The organism is Crocosphaera chwakensis CCY0110, assembly GCF_000169335.1.
GTDB lineage: Bacteria > Cyanobacteriota > Cyanobacteriia > Cyanobacteriales > Microcystaceae > Crocosphaera > Crocosphaera chwakensis.
In genome coordinates this window covers 62,495-75,388 of record NZ_AAXW01000024.1, presented here as the reverse complement: position 1 = coordinate 75,388, position 12,894 = coordinate 62,495, and the positions used below count along the sequence as shown (strand labels likewise).

13 protein-coding genes, 1 tRNA gene and 1 pseudogene are annotated in these 12,894 nt (G+C 36.0%); 5 read left to right on the top strand and 10 right to left on the bottom strand.

The genetic code is table 11. The features are described 5' to 3' along the window. Positions 1-262 precede the first annotated feature (262 nt). Positions 263-634: a single-stranded DNA-binding protein gene (locus CY0110_RS15665; RefSeq protein WP_008276455.1), complete on the top strand. Its 372-nt coding sequence runs from the start codon at positions 263-265 to the stop codon at positions 632-634. 69 nt (positions 635-703) lie between these two features. Here CY0110_RS15665 and CY0110_RS15660 read toward each other — a convergent pair. From CY0110_RS15660 to CY0110_RS15620, 9 genes and pseudogenes are all read right to left on the bottom strand, one after another. Continuing rightward, a tRNA-Asp gene (locus CY0110_RS15660) sits at positions 704-777 on the bottom strand. A 197-nt stretch (positions 778-974) separates the two neighbouring features. Then, positions 975-1,922: a tetratricopeptide repeat protein gene (locus CY0110_RS15655; RefSeq protein WP_008276454.1), complete on the bottom strand. Its 948-nt coding sequence runs from the start codon at positions 1,920-1,922 to the stop codon at positions 975-977. Positions 1,923-1,961: 39 nt separating this feature from the next. Further along, positions 1,962-2,282: a 2Fe-2S iron-sulfur cluster-binding protein gene (locus tag CY0110_RS15650; protein ID WP_008276453.1), complete on the bottom strand. Its 321-nt coding sequence runs from the start codon at positions 2,280-2,282 to the stop codon at positions 1,962-1,964. A gap of 44 nt (positions 2,283-2,326) precedes the next feature. After that, positions 2,327-2,800, bottom strand: a complete 474-nt coding sequence (locus CY0110_RS15645) for a globin family protein (protein ID WP_008276452.1) — start codon at positions 2,798-2,800, stop codon at positions 2,327-2,329. A 37-nt stretch (positions 2,801-2,837) separates the two neighbouring features. After that, positions 2,838-3,320 carry a 2Fe-2S iron-sulfur cluster-binding protein gene (locus tag CY0110_RS15640; RefSeq protein WP_008276451.1) on the bottom strand — a complete coding sequence of 161 codons (483 nt, stop codon included), beginning with the start codon at positions 3,318-3,320 and terminating at the stop codon, positions 2,838-2,840. Positions 3,321-3,337: 17 nt separating this feature from the next. After that, entirely contained in the window at positions 3,338-4,012 is a 675-nt protein-coding gene (locus CY0110_RS15635) for a V4R domain-containing protein (protein ID WP_008276450.1), read from the bottom strand. 5 nt (positions 4,013-4,017) lie between these two features. Continuing rightward, on the bottom strand, positions 4,018-4,512 hold the full coding sequence (locus CY0110_RS15630) for a globin family protein (protein ID WP_008276449.1): 495 nt from the start codon (positions 4,510-4,512) through the stop codon (positions 4,018-4,020). A gap of 9 nt (positions 4,513-4,521) precedes the next feature. Next, positions 4,522-4,902 (bottom strand): hypothetical protein, encoded by a 381-nt coding sequence (locus tag CY0110_RS15625; protein WP_008276448.1) that lies wholly within the window; start codon positions 4,900-4,902, stop codon positions 4,522-4,524. Further along, positions 4,899-5,623, bottom strand: a pseudogene (locus CY0110_RS15620) (V4R domain-containing protein). The gene CY0110_RS15625 and the pseudogene CY0110_RS15620 overlap by 4 nt, the downstream one beginning before the upstream one ends. A 201-nt stretch (positions 5,624-5,824) precedes the next feature. On the opposite strand from CY0110_RS15620, the gene CY0110_RS15615 reads away from it, so the two are divergent. The 4 genes from CY0110_RS15615 (at position 5,825) to cobA (ending at position 9,614) form a co-directional block, all read left to right on the top strand. Then, positions 5,825-6,196, top strand: a complete 372-nt coding sequence (locus CY0110_RS15615) for a DUF1622 domain-containing protein (protein ID WP_008276445.1) — start codon at positions 5,825-5,827, stop codon at positions 6,194-6,196. Between the two features lie 36 nt (positions 6,197-6,232). Next, entirely contained in the window at positions 6,233-6,622 is a 390-nt protein-coding gene (gene queD, locus CY0110_RS15610; protein WP_035799593.1) for a 6-carboxytetrahydropterin synthase QueD, read from the top strand. A gap of 67 nt (positions 6,623-6,689) precedes the next feature. Further along, the gene (locus tag CY0110_RS15605) at positions 6,690-8,090 is read left to right on the top strand and encodes a serine/threonine-protein kinase (RefSeq protein ID WP_008276443.1); all 1,401 of its coding nucleotides are present in this window, start codon (positions 6,690-6,692) and stop codon (positions 8,088-8,090) included. 12 nt (positions 8,091-8,102) lie between these two features. Continuing rightward, a complete protein-coding gene (gene cobA, locus CY0110_RS15600; RefSeq protein WP_008276442.1) occupies positions 8,103-9,614 on the top strand; it encodes a uroporphyrinogen-III C-methyltransferase in 1,512 nt (503 codons plus the stop codon). Between the two features lie 50 nt (positions 9,615-9,664). Here the strand turns inward: cobA and CY0110_RS15595 are convergent, their stop codons facing one another. Beyond that, the gene (locus CY0110_RS15595; RefSeq protein WP_008276441.1) at positions 9,665-12,847 is read right to left on the bottom strand and encodes a WD40 repeat domain-containing protein; all 3,183 of its coding nucleotides are present in this window, start codon (positions 12,845-12,847) and stop codon (positions 9,665-9,667) included. Positions 12,848-12,894: the final 47 nt, after the last annotated feature.

Below are 12,894 nucleotides of genomic sequence, written 5' to 3'. Positions count from 1 at the left end.
CACGTTTGTTTACGCCCCTTATTATAAAAGACTGCTATGACTTATGAATGATCCACAAGGGATCGAACGGATTTTATTACGTTTCTTTTAGTAAGTCTAGCGGTATTAATCAATTTATACTAGAAAACCTTTTAAGGGTAAGTAGAATTTATCAGTTATGGGAGCGTTGACAGGGGTTGACGAGGATTTGTTCCCATCATGGTCATCTAGCCCTCAAAGAGGATAAAATACGTTAGTATCATGTTGAGTTGAACGTAAAGTTATGGGGTTAAATGTTGTTAATTTAGTGGGTCGTGCTGGCCGTGATCCTGAAGTAAGATATTTTGAATCAGGAACGGTCTTATGTACCTTGACTATAGCCGTTAATCGCCGTTCGAGCCGAACGGATCAACCTGATTGGTTTAATCTTAAATTTTGGGGAAAAAGCGCAGAAATCGCTGCTAACTATGTTAAAAAAGGCAGTTTAATTGGGATTCAAGGAACCCTAGAAATTGAAAATTGGACTGATCGCAACACCGGCGCAAACCGTTCGAGTCCTGTGGTTCATGTTGATCGTTTAGATTTATTGGGATCAAGACGGGATAATGATGCTGGTTTGGTGGGTAACTATTCTGGAGGGGATGACGAATTTTAAGTAACAACTGAGTCTGTTTTAGTTACTCATTAGCCTGCTTTTGCAGGCTTTATTAGTGCTTATTTTTTACGGGACTGACGGGGCTCGAACCCGCAACTTCCGCCGTGACAGGGCGGTGCTCTAACCAGTTGAACTACAGTCCCTTGTTTTTTGAGCCGAATACAATAATAGCAAGTTATCAAAAAATTTGTCAAGTCTCTGGGGCAAAATTTTTTCGATCCTTAGGAAGCCCTGATCCTATAGAGGATAGAGCCTATTTTCGTAAAAAAAGCAGTGATTTTGATAAATCACTGCTCGCAAGGAGAATTAAGACATAAATCATGAAATAAGGATAAAAGGTTTAACCAAGCATACTAATGCTTTCTTCAGTATCCCCATCATCTTCAAAAAGACTACCCACAGTTATTAAATTGATTTCTTTGGATGAATTTTCTTCTCTAATTGACTCTTCGGAAACCATTGAATTAATGGTTTCATCATCCATAATAGAATGACGAACCTCATAGAATTCTTTGCTTAAATTTCTTGCTTTTTCGTAGCTTTCAATGTCTCCTTGATCAAAATAATATTTGGCAGCTAGTCTTAAATCTTCGACAGCTTGTTTTTTGTTACCCATTTCCGCTAAAAGAATACCACGACTATGATAAGCTTTTGCATAAGTAGAGTCGAGATGTAGGACTTCAGTATAGTCTTCTATAGCTCCTGTTTTATCCCCTAATCTTTGATAGCTGAGTCCTCGTTCGTAATAAGCATGAGAGCCTTCAGGATTAGTACGAATTACTTGAGAGGTATTTTCAATTTTTTGTAATGTTTCAACAATATTTTGAACTTGGGTTATTTGAGATGCTAAGTTATCAGTAAGCTGTTTTGATTGATCTTTTTCAACTATTAATTGATTTAAAGATTCATGGTTATTTGTTATTTTTTCTGATAATTCATCAACAAGTTTTTTAATTTTTTGATCTTGCTGACTTAATTGATTTTCACTTTCTCCTCTTAGCTGTTTAATTTGCTCAAAAATAACAGACTGATTTTTATTCATTTGTTCGCTCATTTGAACAATTGAACTTTCCTGTAATTGAGCTAATTCTACTTTTAACTGGCGACGATTAGCCATTTGTAAAGCCACTGAGAAAGAAATAGGAACAGCAGCAAAAGCAGCATTACCCAAAAGAGAGCCTACAGCTCCACCAATTAAACTAATACCTGATAATATGTCAAAAATATCAGACAAGTTATTTTTACTATTTTCATTATTTAATTCTTGTTGTTCCACTTGATTTTTCATGATATTAAATCCTATTTAATGATGATTAATTCCTCAAAATTAAACTAAATACTCTTCTTCTTGGTGGGTTAAAATGGTACAGTCAGAAGTCGGAGAAGCAGCACAAAGCAAAACATATCCTTTGTCTAGTTCATCGGGTTTTAAAAAGGATTCTGCTTTTTCCGTTTGTTCAATATTTCCTGCCATTACTTTACCCAAACAGTCAAAACAAGAGGCTGCACGACAAGAGGAAGGATGTTCAATTCCGTTTAATTCAGCAATGTCAAGAATGTACTCACCAGGAGCAACATCTATGGTCTTTTTTAATTGTTTTTTGGGATTAACTAATGTAACTTTAAATTTTTCTTGTTGGTGACTCATGTTTAGATCCTCAATCTTGAATTAATGAACAAATAGTAAACAATTTATGCACCCAAAATTGTGCAATCAAGTTGTAGTGCTGGTAAGATGAATTTTGCTTCTTCAGCGGTTAAATATTGTTTAATTACTTCCTGAATAATAGGGTAATGATTACGAACAAAACGCTCATATCCGACAGCACGAACAATTGTTTGTAACCAAATTAAAAGACCATCTCGTAAACGATCTAAATCATTGACTAACATAGCTGCGCTGCTATATTTAATAGCTTGTTTACGATCCCGTCGACAAATTTCTTTGCCGTGTTCATCCATTTTATACAAGCAATTATTTTCATTCAGTTCGTGCATTTTGGCATCAACTTCTTGTAAAATTGCTTCTTCACTTGCCATGATTTTTTCATAGGTTTGAATTCGCATATCTACAGACTCTAAATAATCTTCGATAAACTTTAATTCAGAATCCGTTGCGTAACGTCTATCAGTGTCTAAACTTAACTTTGAAAACTGGGTTAACATTGTATTTCCTCGATACAAGAATTAGGGTAAAAAATAATTAAGCATCCTGAATTTTAGCCATGTATTCCGACACTTCAACTTGAGTGTCTTTTAGTTGAGTAATCATCGAACGAGTAACTAACTTGTCTTTTTCAACTAAAATAGAACCATTGATAGGATGAAGGATGTTTTCTTTAGCACGACTGCCAATTAAATCTTCAATATTGTCAATTTCACTGACATACATTCCTGAAGGAATTTCTACCACTACTCCTTCTCCAATAACCCTTGCTTGACACGCTAAACGAGAACATTTGTTAGCAGTGGTAATCACTTCCATCGTGCGAATTTCTCGGCGGTTAACAGGGGATAAACCCTCCATTCCTTCCGTGATAAAAACATGGCAAGTGGAACACATTCCACGGCCTCCGCACTCTTTCCACACATTCAAATCTTTAGCTAGTAAACCGCTTAAAAGATTATCATTAGTTTGTATATCAACTTGTTGATTGATAGGGTCAAGTTTGACTTTTTTTGCCATGTTTTAATGCTCCTAAATTATTGATTCTGAGATTGATTGCTACACAATAAGTCCATGATTGTTTCATGCTCATGTCCTTCTTCCAGCCAAGCTTTTATCGGTTTAATTCTATTATCTAAACCAATTACAAAACTATTAGAATTAGCTCCCATAGATTCACAAGCTGTTTGAATACAGTGTAAATCTTCTCCTGTCAGTTGACTGAAGAAAGCACTTAAAATTCCTGCTTCTAAGAAACACATAAACCGTAAATTCCGAGGAGCAAATTGAGCAAAAGGAGAATTAACTATTTTAGGAACTAAGAAACCATTTTGATAATATTTTAAATCGATATCTAAGGTTCCCCATCCGTGAGTTTTCCAGCACTCTTTTAAAGATTGGATGAATTCAATCATATCTATTTCTGCCAGGGATTTTCCGTAGTATTTTCCTAATTCATCAGCAAATCGTTGATAAAAATTTCTGCCCCACCAACGACCACAACTGAATAAAGCAACACTACTTCCGGCTCCTAATTCATCTTCTAAGGTAGCATAAAGAGCTTCTAATAAAGGTTGAGGTAAAGCTAATAAACGAGAACCGCTACGGTTTTCTAATAAGCCAAATTCAAAGTCTCCTTGTAAGTAAGCATCATGGGAAAAATAATTACCTTTTAAAGAGGATTTTTTAACTAAATTTGCAACATCAATCATATTATTTATTCTCCTACCATTAAAGTTTCAGATTGAGATTTTGTTTCTAATAGAGTAATCTTAGCTTGCTCTAAAAAGGGATTTAAAAGTTGCATTTGCTCTGAGGCAAGCCTTTCTTCTAATCCTTGTTTTAAGTTCTCAAAAATATGAGTCTCAATGGTTACCATATCTTGAGCTTGAACAATATCCGTAAGCCATTCTAAAATACGATGTCTGAAATAATCAGGATTATTTAATAACATCGCCATCGCAGCGTAACGCATTACTGCCATCCAGTGTTTTAAACCTTTTTCTAACCGTTGATTATTCTCATCAGGAAAAGTTTCTACTAAATTATCAGCAACAAGCTGAAAAATCGGTATTTCTTGATCTCGTAGGTATCGATAAATTTCTAGACGATCTTTAAGCGTATTTGCACTATTTTTCAGAGTTGCTAAATCTGAAGAGGAAAGATAGTCATCCTCTGCTTCATAAAATAAGGTTTCAAAGTCTTTTTGCATGATGTTACTCTAAAATAAATCCGATAAATTATCTAAATCTAGGTCTGTAGAGGATGAATCGATAGAATTTTTAGAAGAGGATGGCTTAGAAGTTGGAACAATATTAGGAGAACTTTTCCAAACTATTCCTTTAAAGAAATCTTTAACAGATAAACTCAATAAAGATTGATTAGACTGTTTAATAGATTGTGATCTAAAGTCTTTTACTTGTTTTCCATCCCAATTAGATTGTAAAAGAAACTCTTGTAAATTTAATCTCAATAAAGATTGATCATTTTTACTTTGATCAGTGGCATTAAAAGTAGTTAAAACAATCTTTTCTCCTGTCCAATTACAGGTACGAAAAAAATCATAAACACTGATACTTGACCATGTTTTTTGGCTCATCATTTAAGATACTCCTCATGGTGTAAACGCTTTTCAATATCTTTAGCTAATGCGCCTTCATTTAACCAGAAAGTTGCAGCATCAATACGGTCTTTCTTCCCGATTAAAAACTTACAATAAGTTTCGCCCATTGCATAGCATTGAATTTCAATAGCATTCAAATCTTTTTTAACTAAATTGCTAAAAAATCCGGCTAATAAACCAGCATAAATATGACAAACGGGTTTACCTACATCCCCTAGGGTTCGAGCAACAGCAGAATCAAAAATATTGACAAACATAAAGCCATTTTTCTGCTCACTCATATCAACTTCCCAGTTACCCCAACCTTGTGCGGTAAACGGCCACCACCAAGCTTCTAAAACATAGTTTAGATTCATCTGATTGAGGGGTTTTTCATACCCATATTCAGAGTAAAGCCACTGTTGAAAAACGCTGCGTCTCGTTTACCCCATTCTTTACCAATATTATAGGTAACGACTCCCGCAGCACTACCAATCTCATGTTCTAGTCCTTCAATTAACCCTAAGATAAAATCTTCACTGGTGAGAATATTGCGAGATTCATTCCAATCAACAATGGTTCCGGTTTCTGTTTGAAAAGAAAAAAAATCTTCTAAAGCATAATGATGATGTCTTTTAGGATATTTCTTTTTTAAAGGATGCTCAAATTTTGTGAGTAACTGTTTCGTTTCTTGTTTGCTATCACTTGAGGTGAAAACCATGTTATATAAACCTCAATATTTTATCGAATGTGATTTCATTGTAGGAAGATAATATAGGGCTTTCCTCTGTGGTTATAGGGAAGTTACTGGGGTTTTTAAGACAAATTTTAGTAGTTATACTGACTTAACAGGCAAAAAGACTAAAATCACTTATAGAAAATCAACAAAATTACTGTTTGATCACAATTGTTAGGGGTTATTATGGAATTATTCGAGCATATAGAAGAAGTCTTAAAAAATTGGGTGACACTGTTTCGCTTGATCATAGAGTCTATATCAGTGCTATGCGTTGTGTTTGGGTTATTTTCAAGTATTCGTTGCGTGATTAAGAATTTTCGCTTTCGCTCTTTTCCTTTTTTAGAAGTTCGTCTGCGCTTTGGTTCCTGGTTAGCGTTAGCCCTAGAATTTCAACTGGCTTCAGATGTGTTAAGCACCACCGTTGCGCCTTCGTTTCAAGCGTTAGGAAAATTGGGTGCGATTGCCGTGATTCGGACGTTTTTGAACTATTTTTTGACAAAAGAATTAGAAGTTGAACAAGAGTTAAAAGAGCGACAAAGGAGTTCAAATGTATAAAATTAAAGAATATACCAACTTGTCTGGGATTTAATGATGAACCCAACCGATCAATGGACTATTTATAAAGAGTTTCGTTTTGAAGCAGCCCACCGACTTCCCTATCATCAGGGTAAGTGTTCTCGTCTTCATGGTCATAGTTGGGTCGGACGAGTTTACGTCAGTTGCGATCGCCTTCAAGAAACAGGATCACAACAAGGAATGGTGATGGATTTTGGGGAAATTAGTGATTATGTTGACCCTTTGGTGGAAAATTTTTTAGATCATTACTATCTTAATGAAACCACGGGGTTAGAAAGTCCTACCAGTGAGGCGATCGCACAATGGATCTTTGAAAAATTAGAATCAGCCCAGTTACCAGGATTGTGTATGGTAGAAATACGAGAAACTTGCACGTCTGGGGCGCAATATCGTCGCAGTGTTTAAAAATTGTCCAAATCTAATCCGTTGCTTACAATAAAAGCACAGAAAATTCTTACCCTATCCATTTAATATGGAAATTCTTTGTACTCGTCCAGGATGTTCTCATCCTCAAAACAATTTTTCTGATCTTGATGATCCCTCAAAATTAAAAACGGTTCAACAAAAATACTGCACCAGTTGCGGAATGCCTCTAATTTTGACAGGCCGTTATTTACCGTCTAAGTTGTTAGGAAAAGGGGGATTTGGTGCTGCTTTTTTAGCACAAGATCGTTTTACCCCTACCATGCGTTTATGTGTGGTTAAACAGTTTCAACCAGAAGGAAACTTAAATGCTCAATCGTTAGCGATCGCTCAAGACTTATTTGAACGAGAAGCGGTTATTTTAGAAGATTTAGGCAGCAAACACCCTCAAATTCCTCAGTTATATGCTTTTTTTCCTTTAGTAATTTCTAATCCTATTACCCAGGAAGAAGAACAGTTTTTTTACTTAGTTCAAGAACTGATTGATGGAGAAGATTTAGAAACCGAATTAAAACGAAAAGGAATTTTTCTCGAAAATGAAGTAATAGAAGTTCTCCATGAAATCCTCTTGGTCTTACAGTTTATTCATGATAATAATTGTATTCATCGTGATATTAAACCGTCTAACATTATGCGAGATAAACAAGGACGTTTATATTTGTTAGATTTTGGTGCAGTTAAACAAGTAACGGCAACTGCAGGTAATCCTCAAAAACGCTCAACGGGAATTTACTCAATGGGGTTTGCTCCCCCTGAACAAATGCAGGGATCGGCAGTTTATCCCGCAACTGATTTATATGCTTTAGCTACCACTTGTTTAAATTTATTAACCGGAAAATCCCCAGAAGAGTTATACGATTCTTATAATAATCGCTGGAATTGGCAAGCTCATGTTACTCAGGTAAGTGAGGGTTTAGCTAATATTTTAGACCGATTATTATTACCCAGTCCAAGTGAGCGTTATCAAAGTGCATCTGAAGTTTTACAAGCATTACATTCATCTCAAACTCAAGGATCTTCTTCAAGTACAAAAACATCAATTCAAGCTTCAGCTAATCCCCCCATTCCTTCCCCTGCTCCCATTAGTCCGACTCCAAAAAAGGGCTTTTCTAGTGTCGATTTATTGATCTATTCAGGCTTTACAGGATTTGAAGGGGCAATTCTTATTTTAGGGTTAAAAAGCTTTCTAGCTGCTCCTGGAATTATTATCGGATGTATAATTATTACTGGCTTGATTTATCTTCAATCGCGTCGGATTCTTGATAAAAAAGATTTGTTTATTGTCGGAATAATTACAGCATTATTATTAATTTTCTGTTTGATTTTTGGTGCTTTAGGGTTTGAGTCAGTTTCTTTTTTATTAATATCAGGATTAGTAGCAGCAGCCGGTTTAATAGCAATTACGTCTTTGTTTAAATTAATTTATCAACTTCTCTCTAGTGTTTTATAAAGATAAAAATGTATGATTGGCAAAGTGTATTTAGTTGGTTCAGGAATAGGAAATATAAATTATTTAACTCTGAAAGCATATTATCTGATATCTGAAGCTGAAGTATTAATTTATGATTCTTTAATTGATAAAAAATTACTCCATTTAGTCCCTGGAACTTGTCTTAAAATTAATGTTGGCAAAAGAGCAGGTCAACCCAGTACCAAACAAACTAAAATTAATCGTTTACTAATAAATTACTGTTTACAAGGAAAACAAATTGTAAGATTAAAAAGTGGCGATCCTTTAATCTTTGGTCGAGTTAATGAAGAAATTAAGGCGTTGCAAGAGGCTAATTGTGACTATGAATTAGTACCTGGTATTTCATCAGCTTTAGCTGCTCCTTTATTGGCAGGAATCCCTTTAACAGATAAAGAAATGGGTCGATGTTTTACTGTTTTAACCGGACATCAACCCGCCTTATTGAATTGGGAAGCCTTAGCAAAAATTGATACATTAGTTATTTTAATGGGTACAAGAAACCTTGATAAAATTGTTGATAATTTGCTCATTAACAGGCGATCGCCAGATGAACCCATTGCCATTATTCAAAATAGTGGAAGTGAGCAAGAAAAAGTTTGGATCAGTACATTAAAGACTATAATGGAACAAGTATCAGGACTATCTTTATCTCCCGCTATTATTATTATCGGAAACGTTGTTAATTCACGCTATATGTCTTCATCTATCAGCCTTCCTTTAGCTCACAAAACTGTCTTAATTACCCGTGCAAAAGAACAATCAAGTCAGTTTAGTCGTCTCTTACAACAACAGGGTGCAAATACTCTAGAAATGCCAACCTTAGAAATTTCTCCTCCATCTTCTTGGGAAGAATTAGATTTAGCGATTGAAGGATTATCTTCTTTTGATTGGTTAATTTTAACCTCGGCAAATGGGGTTAAGTTTTTCTTTCAACGGGTACAAGAATTAGGTAAAGATATTCGTGTTTTAGGTAAGATTAAAATTGCTGTGGTAGGAAAAAAGACAGCTTCTTGTTTAAAGCAATATCACCTCACTCCTGATTTTATTCCTCCTAATTTTATTGCCGATTCATTAATTGAGTATTTTCCTGAAAGTTTAGGTCATCAAAAAATACTATTTCCCCGTGTAGAAACAGGTGGCAGAGAACTATTAGTTAAAGAGTTACAAAAACAAGAAGCAAATATTGTTGAAGTCCCTGCTTATCAGTCAGGATGTCCCGAAACTATTGATTCTCAAGCATGGGAAGCTTTACAAACAAAACAAGTTAATATTATTACTTTTACCAGTTCTAAAACGGTTAAAAATTTTTATAGTTTAGTACAAAAAGCATTAAAAACTCACAGTAAATCAGACATTTTATCTCTTTTAGATAACGTTTGTCTGGCATCCATAGGTCCACAAACTTCAAAAACCTGTTACGATTTATTAGAAAGAGTTGACTTAGAAGCCGAAGAATATACTTTAGATGGGTTAACTAAAGGATTAGTTGAATATTTCAGATAAATTGATGGAAAAGAGGATGACCAATAGTAACCGCTCACCATTCACTGACACTACCATAATGGCGGTTTATCGGAGGGATTTTCAGGTTTAGATTGGGGTACTTTTTGATTATTTTTATTCGCCTTTTGAGAAGTTTGAGAAGTTTGAGAAGTTTGAGAAACAGAAGCGTTATCCACTTTATTCTCTGCTTGTTGACGATTTTTAAGTTGTTGAATATTAGCTGTAATATTTTCAATCGTTTCATTAATTGTTAACAGTTGCTCATTAATTTGAACCTGTAACGTTCTGTCACCATTAGTATTAATGGCTATTAGATTATTTTTTATAGTATTCCACTGGTTTTTAGCAAGATTGTAGTCTTGAATAGTTGTCGCTGATTCTGTTTGGATCATGGCTTGTTTAATTAGGTTATTAATCGTCTCAAACTGTTCTCTATATTGTTGTTTTTTAATAACTTTCTGATTGATTTCTTCGATTTTATTATCAATGATATTAATGGTTGTTTCTGTTGATTCTTTTTCGTTTTGTACTTGAGAGCTAAAGAATTTATCAGACGAAATATTATCTAATTGTTGTTGTACCTGTTCCCATTGTTGTTTAGCTTGTTGATAATCTTCGAGGGTATTAGCCGTTTGTAAAATTTGAGTGGCTTGTATAGCTAATTGAGAGGCTTCAGTTAATTGTTGTTTAGCCTCTTCTTCTTGGGATAAAATAACATCAACTTGCGTTAAGTTTTTTTCAAAGCGATTTAATACTTGTTGAGATTGAGGATAAATAGAAACATCCTTAGGTAAATTTTTTAATTGACCCATCACAGCCACTAAGCGATCGCGGTACTGTTGTAATTCCTCAAACGTTTCTGCATTATCTATTTTTAATATAACTGCTTCTCCTTCTGTTACAGCTTGGGTATAAAACCCTTCAAACTCTCGATCCCTAGCACAATTATCTAACAATTTACATATACCAGAAATATAAGGAGATTGTAAGGCAATGCCGACAGATCCTAACGTTAAAAAAGCGATCATAAATCCAACAACTAGATAAGCTATTTTTAGACCAAAAGGAGAAGAAGGTTGCGGTGAATAGGTCTGTTTTTTTACTTTCTGAGACGGTTTAAACGTTCCTGATAAATATTGTTGACAAATCAAAGAAACTTGTTTTTCTTCTTCTGTTTTAGGATGTTGTAAACGGGAATGATATTGTAATCTTTGAGCGCAAAGGTTTAACCAAGTTTGCCAAATTCCACCGATTTCAATTTTAATTGTCCCATCTAAATAACCACTAATTAACTGTTGACCATCGGGACTAAATTTAACATAAGTCACCTCACTATTTTTGTTGGGTTGAGGATAACTTAAAGATTCCCCTCGAACAGTCCATAAGCGTAAATTACCATCCGATCCACCACTGACCAACACTTTACCATTCGGACTAAAGGCAATTTTAGTGATCGAAGCATCATGAGAGCAAATAATCGGCGGTTGAGCGATATTCTCCAAATCCCAAAAACAGAGATTTCCCCCTTCATAGCCACTAACTAAGATATTGCCCTGGGGACTAATAGCCAGATCCGTGATTTTCTCTTGATTTCTCTTAAATATCACCGTTCCTAACCATTGCGTTTCCCCTTGCCATTGCCAAATTTGACCCTTAGCATCGCTGGCCATTACCTTGTGACCATCAGGACTAAAAAGGACTGAAGTTACTTCATCTTCCATCTGTCCTTGCTGACATAATTTACCCTGAGAAGTCCACAGTTTTACCCTGCCATCACGTCCCCCAGTAACAATATAATTCCCTTGGGGATGATAGGCTAAACAAGTTACATCCCCATCATGGGCTTTAATTAACTCAGTTAGAGGCTTTCCGGCAGCCGTCCAAATACGAATGGTTTCATCCCAACTACCGGTAACAAACTTGTCTCCTTGGGGACTATAAGCCATGCAAGTGACATCTCCATTATGGGCTTGAATGGGGTTGCTGATAGATTTTCCCACTAAATTCCAGAAACGAATTGATCCATTACCCCAATTACTGATCAACCGTTCACCATCAGGACTTATTCCTACAGACCAAACCGCACAATATTGGCTTTGAGTCGCTTTAAACAACCGTTGACCTTCAATATCCCAAAAGCGTACCTCGTGGTCACTACTGCCACTAATTAAGGTTTTTCCATCGGGGGTAAAAGCGATGTCTCGAACCGAACCTTGATGGCCTAAGAAAGGGTCATAAATCATTTGTCCGTAACGGTTATGAATGCGAATGGTGCGATCGCTGCTACCACTGGCAATCATTTCACCATCGGGACTAATGGCTACACATAAAATATAATCTTCGTGGCCTTTGATGGGGGGACAAATTTCTGTTCCTTCTAGATTCCAAAGACGAATGGTTTTGTCCCAACTGCCACTGATAAAATATTGACCATCGGGACTAAACGCAACGGATTCAATCCGTTGTTGATGAACGGTAATGGGATCAATGATTTCTTTTCCTTCTAAATTCCACAAACGTAAAGTTTTATCCCAACTACTACTGACAATGATTTGACCATCGGGACTAATGGCAATGCTAGTAATTTCTCCATCATGTCCCTGAAAAGGCGGTTTTAGGGGTTCCCCATCAAAATCCCACAGTTTCAAGCTGCGATCGCTGCTACCTGTGATAAAGTAATCTCCTTTTGGACTACAAGCTAATGCTGTAATTCCTGCGTTGTGGCCTTCAATTCGATTGGTAACCGCTTCTCCTTGTCGGTTCCAGATGATGAAGGTGCGATCGCTACTGCCACTGATTAAATATCGACCATCAGCACTAAAGGCCAAGGCGGTAACTTTTTCCCCGTGGCCTAATAAAGGATCTCTCAGTAATTGTCCTTGAGGGTTCCAGAGGCGAATGGTTCCATCCCAACTCCCACTAACAATAATACTTCCGTCGGGACTGACTGCCACTGTAGACACTTTATCTTGATGACCGAAACAACAATTTTTTTCCCTGGCCCCTTGCATGGTTGCTCGCAAACTCCCTTGTACAGTGGGTAGAATAGTTTGGGGTAGTTTTTCGAGGTTTTCTCCTATGGCTTCGATAGCTAGAAGCAAACTATCTAGGGGTCGGATGGCCAGCAGTTGAGGCGATCGCGTTGCTTTTTCCCTCAATGTCGCTTGTATCAGGGCTTCATTTAACTGTTCAAGGTTTTGGTCTGGGGACTCAACGTTAGAAGATTTCCACATAATTAATTTAGATAAAAATTTAAAATAGAGGTTTGATCGATATAATT

Coding starts and splice junctions, on each gene's coding strand:
- CY0110_RS15665 (WP_008276455.1), top strand. CDS start 263: ATGGGGTTAAATGTTGTTAATTTAGTGGGTCGTGCTGGCCGTGATCCT.
- CY0110_RS15595 (WP_008276441.1), bottom strand. CDS start 12,847: ATGTGGAAATCTTCTAACGTTGAGTCCCCAGACCAAAACCTTGAACAG.
- CY0110_RS15645 (WP_008276452.1), bottom strand. CDS start 2,800: ATGTTAACCCAGTTTTCAAAGTTAAGTTTAGACACTGATAGACGTTAC.
- queD (WP_035799593.1), top strand. CDS start 6,233: ATGAACCCAACCGATCAATGGACTATTTATAAAGAGTTTCGTTTTGAA.
- CY0110_RS15630 (WP_008276449.1), bottom strand. CDS start 4,512: ATGCAAAAAGACTTTGAAACCTTATTTTATGAAGCAGAGGATGACTAT.
- CY0110_RS15640 (WP_008276451.1), bottom strand. CDS start 3,320: ATGGCAAAAAAAGTCAAACTTGACCCTATCAATCAACAAGTTGATATA.
- CY0110_RS15635 (WP_008276450.1), bottom strand. CDS start 4,012: ATGATTGATGTTGCAAATTTAGTTAAAAAATCCTCTTTAAAAGGTAAT.
- CY0110_RS15625 (WP_008276448.1), bottom strand. CDS start 4,902: ATGATGAGCCAAAAAACATGGTCAAGTATCAGTGTTTATGATTTTTTT.
- CY0110_RS15650 (WP_008276453.1), bottom strand. CDS start 2,282: ATGAGTCACCAACAAGAAAAATTTAAAGTTACATTAGTTAATCCCAAA.
- CY0110_RS15655 (WP_008276454.1), bottom strand. CDS start 1,922: ATGAAAAATCAAGTGGAACAACAAGAATTAAATAATGAAAATAGTAAA.
- cobA (WP_008276442.1), top strand. CDS start 8,103: ATGATTGGCAAAGTGTATTTAGTTGGTTCAGGAATAGGAAATATAAAT.
- CY0110_RS15615 (WP_008276445.1), top strand. CDS start 5,825: ATGGAATTATTCGAGCATATAGAAGAAGTCTTAAAAAATTGGGTGACA.
- CY0110_RS15605 (WP_008276443.1), top strand. CDS start 6,690: ATGGAAATTCTTTGTACTCGTCCAGGATGTTCTCATCCTCAAAACAAT.